Source organism: Serratia sp. NA_112.1 (assembly GCF_052691715.1).
The window spans coordinates 236125-249648 of record NZ_JBQZFO010000002.1; the positions used below are offsets into that span (position 1 = coordinate 236125).

General features: G+C 58.4%; 12 protein-coding genes, 1 tRNA gene and 1 riboswitch. Of the genes, 4 read left to right on the plus strand and 9 right to left on the minus strand.

What is annotated here, in order from left to right; all coding sequences use genetic code 11:
• Positions 1-51: 51 nt before the first annotated feature.
• The 4 genes from ACUTQ5_RS05465 to ACUTQ5_RS05480 are packed head-to-tail and all read right to left on the minus strand — an operon-like array spanning position 52 to position 3200.
• Positions 52-987 carry an ABC transporter substrate-binding protein gene (locus tag ACUTQ5_RS05465; RefSeq protein ID WP_445650409.1) on the minus strand — a complete coding sequence of 312 codons (936 nt, stop codon included), beginning with the start codon at positions 985-987 and terminating at the stop codon, positions 52-54.
• 13 nt (positions 988-1000) lie between these two features.
• Complete coding sequence (locus ACUTQ5_RS05470) at positions 1001-1771, minus strand: ABC transporter permease (RefSeq protein WP_445650410.1); 771 nt, start codon at positions 1769-1771, stop codon at positions 1001-1003.
• Entirely contained in the window at positions 1768-2523 is a 756-nt protein-coding gene (locus ACUTQ5_RS05475; protein ID WP_445650411.1) for an ABC transporter ATP-binding protein, read from the minus strand. The genes ACUTQ5_RS05470 and ACUTQ5_RS05475 overlap by 4 nt, the downstream gene beginning before the upstream one ends.
• A complete protein-coding gene (locus tag ACUTQ5_RS05480) occupies positions 2520-3200 on the minus strand; it encodes a TenA family protein (protein ID WP_445650412.1) in 681 nt (226 codons plus the stop codon). The genes ACUTQ5_RS05475 and ACUTQ5_RS05480 overlap by 4 nt, the downstream gene beginning before the upstream one ends.
• Positions 3201-3262: 62 nt before the next feature.
• Positions 3263-3365, minus strand: a riboswitch (TPP riboswitch).
• 170 nt (positions 3366-3535) lie between these two features.
• On the opposite strand from ACUTQ5_RS05480, the gene ACUTQ5_RS05485 reads away from it, so the two are divergent.
• The 3 genes from ACUTQ5_RS05485 (at position 3536) to gap (ending at position 6699) form a co-directional block, all read left to right on the plus strand.
• Positions 3536-4558: an LLM class flavin-dependent oxidoreductase gene (locus tag ACUTQ5_RS05485; RefSeq protein WP_445650413.1), complete on the plus strand. Its 1023-nt coding sequence runs from the start codon at positions 3536-3538 to the stop codon at positions 4556-4558.
• A 77-nt stretch (positions 4559-4635) separates the two neighbouring features.
• Entirely contained in the window at positions 4636-5610 is a 975-nt protein-coding gene (locus ACUTQ5_RS05490; RefSeq protein WP_445650414.1) for a GlxA family transcriptional regulator, read from the plus strand.
• A gap of 78 nt (positions 5611-5688) precedes the next feature.
• The gene (gene gap / locus ACUTQ5_RS05495; RefSeq protein ID WP_012145839.1) at positions 5689-6699 is read left to right on the plus strand and encodes a type I glyceraldehyde-3-phosphate dehydrogenase; all 1011 of its coding nucleotides are present in this window, start codon (positions 5689-5691) and stop codon (positions 6697-6699) included.
• A 201-nt stretch (positions 6700-6900) separates the two neighbouring features.
• Here gap and ACUTQ5_RS05500 read toward each other — a convergent pair whose 3' ends face one another.
• The 4 genes from ACUTQ5_RS05500 to ACUTQ5_RS05515 form a co-directional block, all read right to left on the minus strand.
• Positions 6901-7689, minus strand: coding sequence for an inositol monophosphatase family protein (locus ACUTQ5_RS05500; protein ID WP_445650415.1), 789 nt, complete (start codon positions 7687-7689; stop codon positions 6901-6903).
• 24 nt (positions 7690-7713) lie between these two features.
• On the minus strand, positions 7714-8775 hold the full coding sequence (locus ACUTQ5_RS05505) for an ABC transporter ATP-binding protein (protein ID WP_261094407.1): 1062 nt from the start codon (positions 8773-8775) through the stop codon (positions 7714-7716).
• Positions 8772-10997 (minus strand): ABC transporter permease, encoded by a 2226-nt coding sequence (locus ACUTQ5_RS05510; protein ID WP_445650416.1) that lies wholly within the window; start codon positions 10995-10997, stop codon positions 8772-8774. The genes ACUTQ5_RS05505 and ACUTQ5_RS05510 overlap by 4 nt, the downstream gene beginning before the upstream one ends.
• A gap of 107 nt (positions 10998-11104) precedes the next feature.
• Positions 11105-12133 carry an ABC transporter substrate-binding protein gene (locus tag ACUTQ5_RS05515; protein ID WP_445650417.1) on the minus strand — a complete coding sequence of 343 codons (1029 nt, stop codon included), beginning with the start codon at positions 12131-12133 and terminating at the stop codon, positions 11105-11107.
• A 219-nt stretch (positions 12134-12352) separates the two neighbouring features.
• Here ACUTQ5_RS05515 and ACUTQ5_RS05520 point away from each other — a divergent pair, with 219 nt between their 5' ends.
• Positions 12353-13393 (plus strand): LacI family DNA-binding transcriptional regulator, encoded by a 1041-nt coding sequence (locus ACUTQ5_RS05520; protein WP_445650738.1) that lies wholly within the window; start codon positions 12353-12355, stop codon positions 13391-13393.
• A gap of 49 nt (positions 13394-13442) precedes the next feature.
• Here the strand turns inward: ACUTQ5_RS05520 and ACUTQ5_RS05525 are convergent.
• Positions 13443-13518 (minus strand) — tRNA-Asn (locus ACUTQ5_RS05525).
• Positions 13519-13524 lie beyond the last annotated feature (6 nt).

Sequence of the window (13524 nt, forward strand, 5' to 3'; positions counted from 1 at the left end):
TCCTTGGGGAGAGGGTCAGGGGGAGGGGAAGCAGACCAATAATGCGCTCCCTTAATTCAGCTCCACCGCATACTGCTCTACCGGGGTGATTTTCTTAATCAGCTTATTGTCGAACAGGAACTGTTCATAGGCCTGATAGCGCGTTTTATCCAGCCTGGCCGGATCGCGGGCGAACAGCGGCAGGCTGGCTTGCCAGGCCTGTTTGTTCAACGCGGTATTCAGTTCCGGGTGTGCCTTGGCGAATGCCAGCCAGCTTTCCTGTGGGTGAGCCTGTAGGTAATCATTGCCTTTTTTCAGCGCCGTGAGGAATTTTTTGATTTTCGGCTCACCTACCGCGTCGCGATTGGCGACGATAATCAGTTCGTCGTACACCGGAACGCCGTAGTCTTCCACGTTAAACACCACCGGATCCTTGCCTTGCAACTTTAGCTCCAGCGCCTCGATATTACGGTATCCGCCAATCACTGCATCAACCTGACCTGCCAGCAGGGCGCTGGTCAGCTGGAAATTAACGTTGAGCAACTTACCGTCATCAGGGTTGAGGTGTTCATGCTTGAACATGGTTGCCAGCGTGGCCTGCTCGATACCACTGACCGAGTAACCGATTTTCTTGCCCTTCAGCCCCGCCGGGCTGGTGATGCTTTTATCCAGCGTGATCACAGTATTGAGCGGTGAATCAATCAGGGTACCCACGCGCATCAGCGGCAGGCCCTGATCGGCAAAGAAATGCAACTGCGGCTGATAGGTGATGGCCAGATCGGCCTGTTTTGCCGCCACCAACCGTGGTGGTAGCGCCGGATCGGAAGGCGGTACAATCTTGACGTCCAGGCCTTCTGCCTTGAAGGCGCCGATCTGCTCGGCCACCATAATCGGCGCGTGATCGGGGTTGATATACCAGTCAAGCACCAGCGTCAGTTTTTCTGCGGCGGTGGCTTGCCCGGCCAGCGTAGTGCAGAGCATCAGTCCGCACAGGGTGTTTTTAATCATTGTCGATCCCTTGTTAACAGTCATTTTCCGGCGCCCAGTCAATCAGGCGCAGCAGCAGCGCGTCCACCGTTAGCCAAAGCAGGACGGTCATCAGCACCAGAATAAACAGCGCGGCAAAACAGACGTCGGTCTGCATGCGCGCGTTGGCGTTCAGCATTACGTACCCCAGCCCTTCCGCCGAGCCGACCCATTCACCGATGATCGCGCCGATCGGGGCGACGGCGGCGGCCATGCGCAGCCCGGAACCCAAGGCCGGCAGCGCCGCCATCAGCCGCACGTGCCGCAGTTGCGCCCAGGGAGAAGCGCGCAGGGTGCGGGCCAAATCGAGATAATCGTTATTGACCCGACGCAGTCCGTCGAAGAAGGCTGAGGTGACCGGGAAGAAGATCACCAACACGGCCATCACCACCTTGGCGCTGATGCCAAAACCGAACCACAGCACCAACAGCGGGGCCAGTGCAAACACCGGGATTGCCTGGCTGGTCAGCACCAGCGGCATTAGCCAGCGTTGCAGCCGCGGGGAATAAATCATGCACAGCGCCAGTACGGTGCCGAGCAATACCCCGGCCAGCAGGCCGCAGGCAATTTCAGCGGCGGTGATCAGCGTGTGGTAACCGAGATAAGCCCGGTCGTTCCACAGCGCCTGCGCTACTGAAGAGGGGGAAGGCAGCAGAAAGGCCGGAATATCGCCCAGCGTGACCAGTCCCCACAGCAATAGCAGACCGGCAAACACCGTCAGGCTGCGACGCATCCGCGATAGACGGCTTTCAATCTGGGGTTTCATCCGGCGGCCCTCACCAGCTGCAACAACAGCTCGCTCTGGCTTTTCAGCAGTTGAGGATCGTCCGGTGCGCGCGGCGGAAACCCTTCGATAACATGGCTATCGTCAATACCGGCGGGATAGCGGGACAGTACCAGCAGATGATGGCTGAGACGGCAGGCTTCCATTGGGTCGTGGGTAATCAGCAATACGGTGTGCTGCGCCAGCAGTTCGGCGGCCAGTTGCTGGATCATGGCGCGGGTGATGGTATCCAGCGCCGAGAAAGGCTCATCCATCAGCACAATCGGCTGGCGTTCATACAGGGTTCGGGCGATGGCGGCACGCTGGCGCATGCCACCGGACAGCGCAGCAGGCAAGGCATTGCCATAACCACTCAGCCCCACGCGTTCCCGCAGGTGCTCGGCCCAGGACCGGTCGACCTTTTCACCGCGCAGCCGCGCGCCGAGACTGATGTTTTGGTCAATGGTCAGCCACGGGTAGAGAAAATCCTTTTGCCCCATATAAGCGATGCGCCCGGCAATCGGCAGGCCATCGCTGCCGGCAACCGAGCCGGAGGTGGGTTTTACCAGCCCGGCAATAATCTTCAACAGGCTGGTTTTGCCCGCACCGCTGGCACCGAGCAGGGCAACAAAGTTGCCGCCTGCGATATCGAAACTAAGTCGGTCGAAAATCACCTGTTGGCCAAAGCGCAGGGTTAAATCCCGCACCTGAATACCCGGCCGCACGCCATGGTGCTGTGCGTTGACTATACTCATTGGGCATTCAGCCCCATTTGCCAGAAGGCGGATTCCAGCCGTGTGGCGGTGGTGAAAATCGCTGACAGTTCACCCAGGCGGCTTTCTGCACCGCGCTGGCGGCCGACGTTTTCCAGCAGATCGAGTGCGGCCTGCACCCCGGCCAGGTAGCCCGGATCGCCATAGTTGCGGATCCACGAAGCGTAGGGGTTGCCTGCCATCATCGTGGCAGGATCGTTCAGCAGTCGCAGGCCAATCTCGGCATAGCCAGCGACGCAGGGCAACAGCGCCGCCAGCAGGTCGAGCGCATCCCCGGAATGGCCGATATCGAGCACATAGCGGGTGTAATTGAGGGTTTCCGCGGCTTCTGGCTCGGCGGCAATCTGCGGCTCGCTGAGGCCCCAGTCGGCGCAATAGGCCAGATGCAAAGGCAGCTCGGCCACGATTGCATTGAGCGAAGCGGTGGCCGTGCGCATCTCCGGCAGGGTGCGCAGTTTGCTGACCAGCAGGGCGTAGGCGCGGGCAAAGTGGATCAGGAACAGATAGTCCTGGGTCAGATAGCGGCGGAAAGCAGGTTCGGGCAGCGTACCGGCGGCCAGTTGCTGAATAAAGGGGTGAGCGACATAGTCCTGCCAGTGGCTACCGGCGTGCAGGCGCAGTTGTCCGTAAAGACCGTCGTTGAATTGGGGAGTAAACATGGGACCTCCAAAAGTAAGTGGAGATCCGGGCGCGCTGAGGTATGAACAGGCAATGACTGATAGCGTGATTGCCGACCCGTCCCTTCGCTGGCATGACCCAGATCAGGTTCAAAGGGTTCGGCTTGCGCCATCTCAGCCCATTACAGGACACCCCTCGGAGGAGCCTGTTATACGATATTTACTTTTTGATTACAATGCTTGGGCGGGGGGAAGTCCGGAGGGATTTCTCTGCCAAAAACGGTTCGTTTAGTGCGGTCGAAGACAATTTTTCTGGCCTGACAGGGGGCATATTTGTCACTGTAATCCGGTCATAATTGAACCTAAGGACACTACCCATGAAGAAAATTGGATTTCTCTCTTTTGGCCACTGGACGCCTTCGTCACAGTCGGGCACCCGCTCGGCCAGCGATGCGTTGCTGCAATCGATCGATCTTGCCGTCGCGGCAGAAGAACTGGGGGCGGATGGAGCCTATTTCCGCGTGCATCACTTTGCCCGCCAGCTTGGCTCGCCATTCCCGCTGTTGGCTGCCATCGGTGCCAAAACCCAGCGTATTGAGATTGGTACCGGTGTGATCGACATGCGCTATGAAAACCCGCTGTATATGGTTGAAGATGCCGGAGCCGCCGACCTGATTTCAGGTGGACGTTTGCAGCTTGGCATCAGTCGCGGTTCTCCCGAGCAGGTGATTGATGGCTGGCGATACTTTGGCTACACGCCTGCCGACGGCGAGACCGAAGCCGATATGGCCCGTCGACATACCGAAGTGCTGCTGGACGCGCTGCGTGGCGAAGGCTTTGCCGAACCCAGCCCGCAACCGATGTTCCCTAATCCTCCCGGCCTACTGCGCGTTGAACCTTTCTCCGCCGGCCTGCGGGATCGCATCTGGTGGGGGGCCAGCTCAGACGCCACGGCAGTTTGGGCCGCGAAACTGGGGATGAACCTGCAAAGTTCGACGCTGAAAAACGACGAAACCGGCGAGCCGTTCCATGTGCAGCAGGCCAAACAGATCCGCGCTTACCGCGAGGCCTGGAAGCTGGCAGGGCATAAACGAGAGCCGCGGGTGTCGGTCAGCCGCAGCATCTTTGCGCTGATGGATCAGCGGGATCGCAACTATTTTGGCAACAGCGGGCAGGAGGGCGATCAGGTGGGCTACATCGGCGATCAGACCCGGGCGATATTCGGCCGCAGTTATGCCGCCGAGCCGGAACTGTTGATCAAACAGCTGGCGCAGGACGAAGCCATTGCCGAAGCGGACACCTTGCTATTGACCGTGCCAAACCAGTTGGGTGTGGACTATAACGCCCATGTGATTGAGTCGATCCTCAAGCATATTGCACCGGCGCTGGACTGGCGCTGATAGGTTGCTAACCCAAAGCCTGCCAGCCTCTATGGAGGCGGGATTGACTTATTTTGCTCATTTTGTATTTTAAGGACATGCATAACTTTCTGATTATCGTCCCCGAAGGGGGCATGTTATTTGAGTCGGCAGGCATCGCCGACATTCTGATGCAAGCCAATCGCTTGAGGCCCAACGATGCTCCGCTCTACCGGATGTCGCTGGCCACCACGCAATCTCACCGGGTAGTCCATGGTTCGTCCGGTTTGAATCTGCTGGCCGACCATCGTCTCTCGGATCTCGACCCTGAGCAGGAACGCGACACCATCATAGTGACCGGAAAAGGCGCGACCGAAGAAGAAAGTGCCTACGTTGTCGACTGGCTGCGGCGTGCCGCACCCCAGGCGCGACGTATTGCGTCGGTGTGCGGTGGGGCGTTGCTGCTGGCCGAAGCCGGTTTACTGGATGGACGCCGGGCGACCACCCATTGGCGCTTGCTGGAAACCTTGCAGACGCGTTTCCCAAAAGTGCAGGTCGAAAATGGGCCGTTGTACGTGCAGGATGGCTCTGTCTGGACTTCCGGCGGGGTCAGTTCCGGCTTCGATCTCACTCTGGCGCTGGTGGAAGACGACTATGGTTTTGTTCAGGCGCGCGAAGTGGCGCAAGATCTGGTGATGTTCCTTCGTCGGCCCGGCGGCCAGGCGCAGTTCAGCCGTTACCCTTTAAATCAGGCTAAAACCCCTGGCCCAATCCGCGATCTCCAGTCGTGGATCCTGGAAAACCTGGCGGAAGATCTTTCCGTAGAGAAATTGGCGGAACGGGTCGCCATGAGTCCGCGAAATTTTACCCGGGTGTTCACGCGTGAGACCGGGCTCTCTCCTGCCAAATTTGTCGAAGAAGGGCGTTTATATCTGGCCCGGCAACGCCTGGAGCAGAGTGCGGAAGGTATTGAGCAAATCGCCATCAACTGTGGGTTTGGTAATGGCCTCAATCTGCGGCGCGTTTTTGAGCGGCATTTGCAGCTCTCACCTACCGAGTACCGCGAGCGTTTTCATTCCCGCACATTGGCCTAAATTGATCTATTAACGTCCTTTTCGTCATTTCTCTCCCGGTTTAAATTGGTGACAGAGCCAATAATGAAGGAGTAGATCATGGTCAAAGTGGGCATTAATGGATTCGGCAGGATCGGCAGGAACGTGTTGCGTGCGGCGTTAGGGCGCAGTGATTTTCAGGTGGTGGCAATCAATGATTTGACCGACAGCAAAACCCTGGCGCACCTGCTGAAATACGATTCGCTTTCAGGCACTCTGGCAGCCAGCGTCGAAGCCGGTGAGAACCAGTTGCTGCTCGATGGTCGGCCGATTCATGTTTTCTCCGAAAGAGATCCGGCTGCTATCCCATGGAGCAGCGTGGGGGTTGAGGTGGTGATTGAGGCGACGGGCTTCTTCACCGACAAAGCCAAGGCCGAAGTGCACATCACCCAAGGCGGTGCAAAGCGAGTCATTATCTCGGCACCGGGCAAGGACGATGATATTACGCTGGTGCTGGGTGTTAACCATCAGCAATACGATCCGGCCAAACATTTTGTGGTCAGCAACGGCAGCTGTACCACTAACGGCCTGGCCCCTGCCGCCCAGGTATTGCATCAGGCATTCGGTATTGAATACGGTTTGATGAATACCACCCATGCCTACACCAATAGCCAGGCGCTGCATGACCAACCGGAAAAAGACCTGCGCGGTGCCCGTGCCGCAGCGGAGTCGATTGTGCCTTATTCCAGCGGCGCCGCCAAAGCGCTCGGCAAGGTGATCCCAGAGCTGGACGGTCGCCTGACCGGTTACTCGCTGCGGGTGCCGGTACCGGTAGTGTCTATCGTGGACTTAACGGTCACGCTGAAACGTGAAGTGACGGCCGAAGAGATCAACGCGGCTTTCCGCCAGGCTGCCGAATCCGGCCCTCTCAAGGATATTCTTGGCTACAGCGATGAGCCTTTGGTGTCCAGTGATTATAGAGGCGACCCGCGTTCGTCGGTAATTGATGGACTTTCCACGCTGGTGATTGGCGGTAATTTGGTCAAGATCCTCGCCTGGTACGACAACGAGTGGGGGTTCTCTAACCGTCTGGTCGATCTGGCGGTTTTGATGGAAAAACGCGGTTTGTAGAAGAGTAGGGGCGCTGCATGCTGCGCCCCTCAGATTGATGACAAACACCCGAAAAACGTGGTTTTCGGATGTTTGGGGTAAATCAGAAGATATAATCCTTTGTTTTTATTAGCCCTCAGATCAGAGCTTTTAACCGCAATGGACTTTGTCAGCAGTTTCAGGGGCGCTGCATGCTGCGCCCCTATGCTGAACCCAGCCAAATTACAGTTGCGCGATCTGCATTAAATCTTGTTTGGCCCCTGGCGCGACCGCCAGCACCGGCCCGCCGCGCAGCAGATGTTCCCCGTCGGTATTAAATGTATGGGTCCAGCCACCGGCTTCATTGACCAGGCAGTAACCCGCCAGACAATCCCAGGCGTGCATATAAGGCTCGTAATAACCCACCAGTCTTCCTGCGGCAACCCAGGCCAGCATCATGGCACCGGAACCGTTACGGAAGAAATTGCCGCCCACCGCGGTGATCGCGGCGGCTATTTCGCCAACGCGCTCGGGCGTGACATAGCTGTTGGCACCAAAACCGGTGACGTGGTTTTGCATGGTGCGCTGTGGATCCACCCGCAGCGGTTTGCCATTAAGCGTGGCACCTGCACCGCGTGCCGCAACAAAGCACTCTTGCTGACAAGGGGCGACGATCACCCCGATCACCGGCTCACCCTGATGAATAACCGCAATCGACACACACCAGTTCGGCATACCGTTAACGAAAGGGCTGGTGCCGTCGATCGGATCTACCACCCAGGTGTAGCCAGAGTCACCCGGCTGCAGGCCAAACTCCTCCCCCAAAAAACCGTCGTTCGGGAACTGCTGGGCGATTTTCTCGCGGATCAGTAATTCAACTTCGCGATCGGCTATCGATACCACGTCCTGCGCATCGCGTTTGGTTTCAATCACCAGGCTTTCGCGGCGATTGAAGTAGTCCAGCGCTTTGTCGCCGGCCGCTCGCGCAGCCTGTTCGGCTAGCGTCAGGCGTTGGGAAATCAGCTCATTCATTTTAGATCCTTAATATTTTGAGGCTCACTGGGCAATCAGCGCCAGTCCCTGAGATTTGAAATCAATGGCCACGCGGGTGGTCGGCGTCAGTTGGCGTTCCATCTGCACATCGACAATAAACAGCGCGCCGAGGTCGGTTTTCACTTCATACTCGATATGGTCGCCCAGCCAGGCGCTGTGGGTCACTTCGCCGTTTAATGCCCCGGTTTGCTCTGGCTGCAGGGTAATAAACTGTGGCCGTACCGAAAGCTGTGCGGCACCGGGGCGGGCTTTAGCGCCCGGCACCCGATATTGACGGCTGCCGAGGGTGATCAGCGCTTCGCCGTCATCCACCCGCTCAATGTCACAAGGTAGAATGTTGGCTTCGCCCATAAAGTCGGCGATAAATACCGACGCTGGCGAGTGATAGAGCTCCTGTGGCGCCCCCTGTTGGGCAATATGCCCTTCTTTCATGACGATAATCTTATCGGAGACCGCCAAAGCCTCTTCCTGATCGTGCGTGACATACACGGCGGTAAAGCCAAGGCGCTGCTGCAAGTCGCGGATCTCGGTACGTACCCTGCGGCGCAGCCGTTCGTCAAGATTGGACAGTGGCTCGTCGAGCAGCAGCACCTGGGGTTCCAAAACCAGCGCACGCGACACGGCAATGCGCTGCTGCTGGCCGCCAGAGAGTTCGGCGGGCAGGCGTTGGCCCATGTTTTCCAGGCCGACCAGTTTTAAGCCCTCACGCGCCCGATCCTGCGCTTCTTTACGCGGCAGGCCGCTGGCGAGCAGGCCGTACATTACGTTGTCCAGCGCACTCATGTGCGGGAACAGCGCGTAGGATTGGAACACCATGGCGACGTCGCGCTCATTGGCCGGCAGATGCGTGACGTCTTTACCGCCGATCAGAATACGCCCTGAAGTGGGGTGTTCCAGGCCGGCCAGCAGGCGCAGGGTGGTGGTTTTGCCACAGCCCGAAGGGCCGAGCAGCGTCACCAGCGTGCCGGGTTCGACGGTGAGCGAAAGGCCGGGCAGGGCGGTGAAGTCGGCAAACTGTTTGGTGACGTTCTCAAACACCACCGAACCGGAGCGAATGGCAGTCATAAGGCATTCTCCTGAGGTAAGGCCGCGGGTGGCGTCACCGGCGGGGTAGCAGTTATTGCGCGGCGCAGACGACGTTCGCCCACCAGCAACTGGAAGCTGAGGATCACCGCAAGCATCACCACGATAAGCACCGAGGAGTAAGCGATAGCCACGCCGTATTCCCCGTTTTCGACCAGCCCGACGATGTAGGAGGTGGCCATGTTGTACTGGGCGCTGACCAGGAAAATCACCGCGCTGATCGAGGTAATGGCCCGCACAAAGGCATAAACCAGTGCGGCGCTGATAGCAGGTTTCAGCAGCGGTAGGATCACTTTACGCAGGGTGCGGAAACTGCTGGCGCGTAGCGTCAGCGAGGCTTCATCCAGGCTGCGATCCAGTTGGCTCATGGCGGCGATGCCCCCGCGAACGCCGACCGGCATATTACGGAACACGAAACAGGCCACCAGGATCAGTGCGGTGCCGGTGATCTCTAGCGGCGGCAGGTTATACGCCATGATGTAACTGACGCCGATCACCGTGCCGGGAATGGCAAAGCTGAGCATCAACATAAACTCGAAGGTCTGGCGCCCGGCAAACTTCTGCCGCACGATCAGCCAGGCGGTGAGCAGGCCAACAATGGCGGTCAGCGGCGCGGCGATCAGGGCGATCTCCAGCGTGGTCCAGAACGAGTTCCAGGCGACGCCGGTCCAGACTATCTGGCCGCTGTTCCACTGGAAACCGAAGGCGCGGGCGTAATGACTCAACGTCAGGCTGTTATCCAGCCCCCAGGACTGGACAAAACCGCCGATCAGGATCATGCCGTAGACCACTAGCGTGAACAGACCCCAGGGGATTACTAACGCGTACACGCCATAGCGCAAGCCGCGTGGCAGCCCGCAGTGGGTGCCGGAATCCCCTTTGCCGGTGACGGTGGCGAAGTTTTTCCCCGCCAGCCACAGACGCTGCAAAATAAAGGCGCTAAGGGTGAAGCACAGCAGGATGATCGCCAGTACGGCGGCACGGCTTGGATCGTTTTGCGCGCCCACCACCGAGAAGAAGATCTCGGTCGACAGCACGCCGTGGCTGCCCCCCAGCACCATCGGATTGCCGAAGTCCGCCATGCTTTCGATAAAGCTGATCAGGAAGGCATTGGCCAGGCCGGGGGCCATCAGCGGCAGTGAAACATAGCGGAAGGTGCGCCAACGGTTGGCGCGTAGCGTCTGTGAGGCTTCTTCCAGCGAGGGGCTGACTCCTTCGACCACGCCAATCAGCACCAGGAAGGCTATCGGGGTGAAGGAGAGCACCTGCGCTATCCAGATGCCGGTCAGGCCATACAGCCAGCGGCCTGGCTCGATGCCAAACAGGCTGGCGAGCAGTTCGGTAACCACGCCGGCGCGGCCAAACAGTAGCATCAGCGCCAGGCCGATCACAAACGGCGGCGTGATGATCGGCAGCACGGTCAGCAGGCGCAGCCCTTTTTTAAATGGCAGTGGCGTGCGGGTGGCGGCCAAGGCAAAAGCCAGGCCGAGCAGCGTGGAACCGCTGGCGGTCATCAACGCCAGGGTCAGGGTGCGCCAGGCGGTACCGCAACTGCCGCCTTTCAGGCAACCCAGGCTCCAGATGGCCGGATCCTGCATATTGGCGATCAGGCCATCGGGTTTAAACGAACCGTCCGCGTCCTGTACCGAGGAGACAAACATGCTCAGTACCGGATAAAGCACGAAGGTGGTCACCAATGCGACCAGCAGCACAATGGCTGCCACCACAAAGGCATCCCCCTTCAATACGCCGCGCTCGGCCAACGCGAAAGAGAACAGCAGTAAAAAGGTGGTGATCAGCAAAATGGCACCGGCGCCAAAGGCAGGTTGGCCGTCGCTGAGCGTGCCAAACAGCTGTTCGCTCCACTGCCAGTTCCAGCCGCTGTAGCCGATGGCGTGGCCTTCAAACAGTAAAAACAGGATGCCGACGACGCTGGCGCACATCAACAGTTGCGAGCGCAGGCGGCCCACCGCCAGCAGGCGTGTCGGCGCGCAAACCAGCAGCATCAGCAGGGCAATCAGCAGCCAGGGGCGTTGAAAGGTCAGTATTTGCCACAGCGCGGGCGCACTGGCCTGATCCCACCACAGCGTACTCAGCCAGCCAAAGCCGAAGAACCCGGCTTCCTGGCTGTACCAGGGCAGTAGCAATACGGCCAGTGCGCCCAGCACGAGGGCCCCGTCCAGGCGGCGGTTTTGAGCATTCATCGTAACCTCGAGAGTTCATATTTCCGTCACCGCACTTTGCATGGGCGAGAGTTACCTCGCCCGGTTTGTCGCAGAGCGCGTCACATTAGGGAGGAAAGGGACGTGAATTATTGGGCGCTGGCGCCGATCTCTTTATCCCAGCGGCTGAGCAGTGCCTTGCGTTTTTCTGTCGCGCCGTAGGTTTTAAAGTCGTAATCGATCAGTTTGATGTTCTCAAAGCGTGGCGCATATTCGGAAATCGCCGCGTTGCGATTCGACGGCAACTGGAAGGATTTGGCGTCTTTCATGTGCGATTGCGCATCAGCGCTGAGCGCCCAGTCGTACCACACCTTGGCCTCATTGAGGTTGCGTGCGCCTTTGACGATCGACATCGAGCCAATTTCAAAACCGGTGCCTTCGCACGGGGCAACGGCTTTGATCGGGAAGCCATCGACCTGCATCGCGACGGCATCATGCATAAACACGATACCGACGGTGGTTTCGCCGCGTGCCGCTGCCTTCACCGGCGCCGAGCCGGATTTGGTGTACTGCGAGATATTGGCGTTGAGCTTTTTCAGGTAGTCGAAGGCCGGCTCTTCGCCCATGATCTGCACCAGCGTGGCGAGGGTGTTGTAAGCAGTGCCGGAGGAGTTTGGGTTAGCCATCTGAATCTCGCTTTTGTAGACCGGGTCCAGTAGGTCACTCCAGCAGGCGGGCATCTTGAGTTTTTTCTCCGCCAACAGCTTGGTGTTATAACCCCAACCGAGCGCCCCGGCATAAACACCCACGGTGCGGTAACCGGCGCTTTCCGCCTGTTTACGCGCCCAGTCGTGCTGTTGATCAAGCAACGGGGATTTATAAGGCTGGGTTAACCCTTCGTCCGCGGCCTGCATATGCGGATCGCCAGTGCCTGCCCACCAAATATCGGTGCGTGGGTTGCGTGCTTCGGTACGAATACGTGCGTAGGCTTCTCCGGCGGAGAGGCGCACCATACTGACTTTGATATCCGGATGCTGTTTTTCGAACAGGTTGGTCATCTGTTCGCAGACCACCACATCGGCGGAGCAGATCATGTTCAATTTCCCAGTGGCGAAAGCAGGTGAAGCAGAAAGTGCAGAGCCAGCGGCGAGGACCGCTATCAGAGTAACGCGATGCATGGTGTTCTCCTTGGTTGTGTAGGGTGGCGATACGTTGTCGCCTATTCTTTTTGCACGTGTGTGCAAATAACTAGAGGATAAAAATTGTGCTGTCAATCGTGGAATGAAACAATTCAACCTTCTCGTCACAAAAATGAAAAATTTTAACCGATAAAAATTTGCACAGCTTTGCAAAGTGCGGCAAACTTTTCGTAGAGCAGAAAATGGATGGATATGACGATGGCGGCGGACAAGGCGATGATCAGTGCGAAAGACGTGGCGGAATTGGCTGGGGTTTCCCGATCGGCGGTCTCGCGGACTTATACGTCTGGTGCCAGCGTGTCGGCGGCGACCCGCGAGAAGGTGATGCGGGCGGCTGAAGAACTGGGATATCACGTTAATCATTTGGCTCGGGGATTGGTACGTAACCGCAGCGGCATTGTTTGCCTGATTGTTTCAGAGTTGGCGACCCCTTACCGAGCCAGCCTGGTGCGTTTGCTGACTCAACATTTGCAGGATGCGGGCAAAATAGCCATGTTGATTAACACCGATCGCTCCGATGACAGCGTCTCCCAGGCGCTGCAACAGGCGATAAACTTTCGGGCGGATGCCTCCTTTGTGCTATCCGGCATGCCCGACAGCGCCATTGCCCGTCTGTGTCACAGGCATGGCCAGCGGCTGGTGCTGATTAACCGTGATGACACCTTGCCCGGCTCACTCAGTATCCGGCTGGATAACGAAGAAGCGGCGGGCAGGGTGGTAATGGCGTTTGCCCGCGCGGGCTGCCAGCGCATCGCCTTTGCCAACTCGTTGGCCGGTACGCCCAGCCTGATGGCGCGTGAACGGGGTTTTCTGCAGGCAGCGGAAGCGGCGGGGTTGCCGGTGAGCGTCGAGCGCTTCGGTACCACCTCCTATGAGAGCGGGCAGATCCTGGCGCACCGCTTGTTGACCCGGCGCGAGCGGCCTGATGCGGTGTTTTGCGTTACGGATTTATTGGCCTGTGGCTTTATGGATGAGGCGCGCCATCGCTTTGGGCTGCGTATTCCAGAAGATCTTTGCGTTGCGGGCTACGACGATATTCCGCAGGCGGCCTGGTCTTCTTACCATCTCACCACTTTTACCCAGCCGGTGGCGATATTTGCTCAGGATTCGGTTGCGTGGCTGGTGGCCGAAGAAAAGAAAGAAGAGAGCATGATGCCGGCACTGGGGCAGGAGATGCCGGGTGAAACCCGGCTGTACCATGCCGATTTTGTCTGGCGCGGTACCATTCGCGGGGCATGACCAACGGCAAAAGACCCGCCTAAGTCTCCTTAAGCGGGTCTTTCGAATTTGGCTCCTCTGACTGGACTCGAACCAGTGACATACGGATTAACAGTCCGCCGTTCTACCGACTGAACTACAGAGGAATTGTC

Excerpts from the sequence above, each read along its gene's own strand:
- ACUTQ5_RS05510 (WP_445650416.1), bottom strand. The coding sequence starts at position 10,997 with ATGAATGCTCAAAACCGCCGCCTGGACGGGGCCCTCGTGCTGGGCGCA.
- ACUTQ5_RS05515 (WP_445650417.1), bottom strand. The coding sequence starts at position 12,133 with ATGCATCGCGTTACTCTGATAGCGGTCCTCGCCGCTGGCTCTGCACTT.
- ACUTQ5_RS05505 (WP_261094407.1), bottom strand. The coding sequence starts at position 8,775 with ATGACTGCCATTCGCTCCGGTTCGGTGGTGTTTGAGAACGTCACCAAA.
- ACUTQ5_RS05470 (WP_445650410.1), bottom strand. The coding sequence starts at position 1,771 with ATGAAACCCCAGATTGAAAGCCGTCTATCGCGGATGCGTCGCAGCCTG.
- ACUTQ5_RS05480 (WP_445650412.1), bottom strand. The coding sequence starts at position 3,200 with ATGTTTACTCCCCAATTCAACGACGGTCTTTACGGACAACTGCGCCTG.
- ACUTQ5_RS05490 (WP_445650414.1), top strand. The coding sequence starts at position 4,636 with ATGCATAACTTTCTGATTATCGTCCCCGAAGGGGGCATGTTATTTGAG.
- ACUTQ5_RS05465 (WP_445650409.1), bottom strand. The coding sequence starts at position 987 with ATGATTAAAAACACCCTGTGCGGACTGATGCTCTGCACTACGCTGGCC.
- ACUTQ5_RS05520 (WP_445650738.1), top strand. The coding sequence starts at position 12,353 with ATGGCGGCGGACAAGGCGATGATCAGTGCGAAAGACGTGGCGGAATTG.
- ACUTQ5_RS05500 (WP_445650415.1), bottom strand. The coding sequence starts at position 7,689 with ATGAATGAGCTGATTTCCCAACGCCTGACGCTAGCCGAACAGGCTGCG.
- ACUTQ5_RS05485 (WP_445650413.1), top strand. The coding sequence starts at position 3,536 with ATGAAGAAAATTGGATTTCTCTCTTTTGGCCACTGGACGCCTTCGTCA.
- ACUTQ5_RS05475 (WP_445650411.1), bottom strand. The coding sequence starts at position 2,523 with ATGAGTATAGTCAACGCACAGCACCATGGCGTGCGGCCGGGTATTCAG.
- gap (WP_012145839.1), top strand. The coding sequence starts at position 5,689 with ATGGTCAAAGTGGGCATTAATGGATTCGGCAGGATCGGCAGGAACGTG.